2 protein-coding genes are annotated in these 3,326 nt (G+C 40.1%); one reads left to right on the plus strand and one right to left on the minus strand.

What is annotated here, in order from left to right; genetic code table 11:
• Positions 1-257: 257 nt before the first annotated feature.
• The gene (locus B4H32_RS03915) at positions 258-2,258 is read left to right on the plus strand and encodes a PhoX family protein (RefSeq protein ID WP_004757116.1); all 2,001 of its coding nucleotides are present in this window, start codon (positions 258-260) and stop codon (positions 2,256-2,258) included.
• A 230-nt stretch (positions 2,259-2,488) separates the two neighbouring features.
• On the opposite strand, the gene B4H32_RS03920 is transcribed toward B4H32_RS03915, so the two are convergent.
• On the minus strand, positions 2,489-3,139 hold the full coding sequence (locus B4H32_RS03920; protein WP_004757114.1) for a hypothetical protein: 651 nt from the start codon (positions 3,137-3,139) through the stop codon (positions 2,489-2,491).
• Positions 3,140-3,326: the final 187 nt, after the last annotated feature.

Consider the following 3,326-nt stretch of genomic DNA (forward strand, 5'->3'; position numbering starts at 1 on the left):
CGGTACCCATGTGGATGCTGTTTGAACTTGGTTTACTGTTCGGAAAAATACTGGAAAAAAGAAAAGTAGCCGACTAAAAACAGCCTACAACTCCCTGAAAAACTTCAGGGAGTTTTTTATTTTAATTTCATATTTTTTAGTCACTTATAAAAAACAAATTGTCTTAAAACTGCATTAAAACTGTCAAAAAAATGTCATCTCTGCTTCATAGAGTCTATCAGGATTTATTTACCCTATATTAAAGAAATGGATTTACTATGACAGCCAATACCCATCAGCCAAGTCGTCGTGATATTTTAAAATGGTTCGCAGGCGTTCCATTTTTACCCCTCGGAGCAATGAGTACCGCCGCCGTTTTAACAGGCTGCAATGATGACAATAATGACTCTGCTATCACCCCTACACCTCCTGCTGCCAAATTTAAAAATGCAACATTTACCCCTATGGCAGCTCCGAATCTAAGCAACCCTGCTGCAATGGCAACCACCACCGTTGCCTCAACGCTCAGTATCAATTGGGATGATGGTTCAAAAACCGATTACACCCTTGCTTATAAGCCTTTCTTCACCACAGGTGACATGGTAACTGATGGCAAAGGCGGTAAAATCCTTGCTGGAGGTTATGTTGATATCAATAACCAACCGATTATCGATAAATCAAAAGCAGGGCAAGAACGCCAATTCTTTTCAGACTGTCCAGATGGAAGCTCGTTGATTAGCTTTAAACAAGCGACAGGTAAAGATTTTACCGATGCAGATAAAAAAGCCTTAGGTGTTGCAGGAAATCCTGTTTTCCATGTGGTGCAATTTGAATATACCACTCGTGATCAAAGCCTAAGTTCTATGTATGGTCTTTTACCTTCACCAATTGCCATTTTAACTCTGGATCAAGACCCTAAAACAGGTCATTTATCTTTAGTGAAATATCACAATGTGGATACCTCCAAGGTCAATGGCTTATGGATTACTTGTGGTGCCAGCTTATCGCCATGGGGAACACATCTTTCGAGTGAAGAATACGAGCCTGATGCAAATAACGTTGCAGGAAGCTATCTACCTGTATTCAGTAAAAACCTATTTGGCGACAGCAATAAAGGCAATCCTTACCACTACGGTCATTTACCAGAAGTGACGGTTAATACCGATGGTACGGGTTCAATTAAAAAACATTACTGTTTAGGTCGTATTTCACATGAGCTAGTACAAGTCATGCCAGATAACCGCACGGCGTTAATGGGTGATGATGCAACCAATGGCGGCTTGTTTATGTTCGTTGCAGATAAAGAAAAAGATTTATCTGCAGGCACACTCTATGTTGCTAAATGGAAACAAACATCTGGCGTAGGCCCAGGTGCGGGTGATATCAGCTGGATCAATCTTGGTCATGCAACAAGCGATGAAGTAAAAGGCTGGGCTGATCAATATAAAATTTCTGATCTTATGGATGTCAAAACTGCTGATCCTAAAGATGCAAGCTATACCAAGATTCGCTTCAGTGGCAAAGATAACTGGGTGAAATTAGTTGCAGGTAAAGAGCGTGAGGCTGCATTCCTTGAAACCCATCGCTACGCAGCTTTGGTCGGTGCAAGTATGGGATTCACCAAAATGGAAGGTACAACGGTCAACATTAAGGATAAAATTGCTTATTCTGCAATGTCTTATGTTCAGTCTTCTATGATTGACAAAACCACTGATATCCAAGTACAAGGCCCGAAAGCAGGTGCCGTGTATGCTCACACCTTAAAAGGTAGCCAAGTTGATCAAAAAAACCAGTTGATTAATAGTGAATGGGTATCGATACACATGGAAGCTCCTGCGGCTTTGGTTGGTGAAGACCTTGCCACTGCTGATGCCCTAGGTAACCTTGCCAATGCAGATAAAATTGCAAACCCAGATAACATCAAGTTCTCTGAAAATTTACGTACCCTCTTCATTGGTGAAGATAGTGGTATGCACATCAATAACTTCTTATGGGCTTATAATGTCGATACCAAACAATTAAGCCGTATCTTATCCACCCCTGCTGGTGCTGAATCAACAGGTCTGCATGCTGTAGATGCGGTGAATGGTTGGACTTATATCATGAGCAACTTCCAGCACCCGGGTGACTGGGAATCTCCATTACACGATAAAGTAAAAACGACGCTTGATCCTTTAGTCCGTGCAAACTACAAAGACCGTTTTGCTGCTGCGGTGGGTTATATTACTGCAGATCCAATTGCACCTTCCGTAGAAAAGAAAGCTACAACAACGAAATAAGCAAGCATTGAAAATACAAAAGCCGACATCATGTCGGCTTTTGTATGTCTAGATCAATTCATCATGATCCGTTCGGACACAAATAAGCAATATCGCAATGTTCGACTGATTATATTGGAGTGATCTGGCTCATTTATACTGATTACTTGGCTAAATCTATTTTGATGCGTCTTATTATGATAAAGCCCCTTTAAGAAGGGGCTAAATTCAAACATGCAATTTTAGTTCAGTTAATCCCCAAAATCGGAATAGTCCTTCGTTGTAAACTTACTATATGTTTTCCAAGGTTCGGCAATATTCACCTGTTGAATATTGGCTTTTAAGATGTCGTAACGCAAACCATCCAGACTACGAACTTCAACACGTTTGGCAATGTTATTGCGGTTATCCCACTCAATACTCATTTTATTTTTCTTATTCTGAGTCTCATACCATGTAGTGTTTGCATCCTTTTTCTTCACTGTCATTGCTTTTAGACTTTTAGGGTCGATTAATGAATAAACACATGACCAGCAATTACTTAAGCCTAACATATCAACATCGGCATCCTGTAAATGCACAACTGTTTTATCTTCCATCAACACTAAATTGAGTTTTGGCTGTTTTTTATGATCAATAAAATAATGCTGCGCTGCTTCAGCCAAATCTAAATGTTTATGCCCACCTTTCTCCTGACCATGTTGATGATGTTTAGGCAATACACGCTCAATCCAGATATTCTGTGTATTACGATACATACGCTCCTGAAACACACTGGTACGTGTCACACCATCATTCCCAATGGTTTGAGTCTCGCGCATAATACTGGCACTTAATAAGGGTGCAGCATGCAAAGAAGTCATCCCCAAGCAGAGTAAGACCGAACTAATCACAAGACGCATGTTATTTCCTACATAAAAAAACCTCAGTCATAGTGACTGAGGTTTCTTGCAATATGATGAAAAACTTCAATAAAAGGTTTATTTAAAGCCAAATGCTTCTTTTAATTTGCTAAATACCCATGCATTTTCTCTCGTCCCTTTAAAGACTTGTGAACCTGCACCTTCAGCAAACAATAAGACATCTCCA

Origin of the sequence: Acinetobacter sp. UBA2063 (genome assembly GCF_002333245.1) — a bacterium.
Classification (GTDB): Bacteria; Pseudomonadota; Gammaproteobacteria; order Pseudomonadales; family Moraxellaceae; genus Acinetobacter; species Acinetobacter parvus.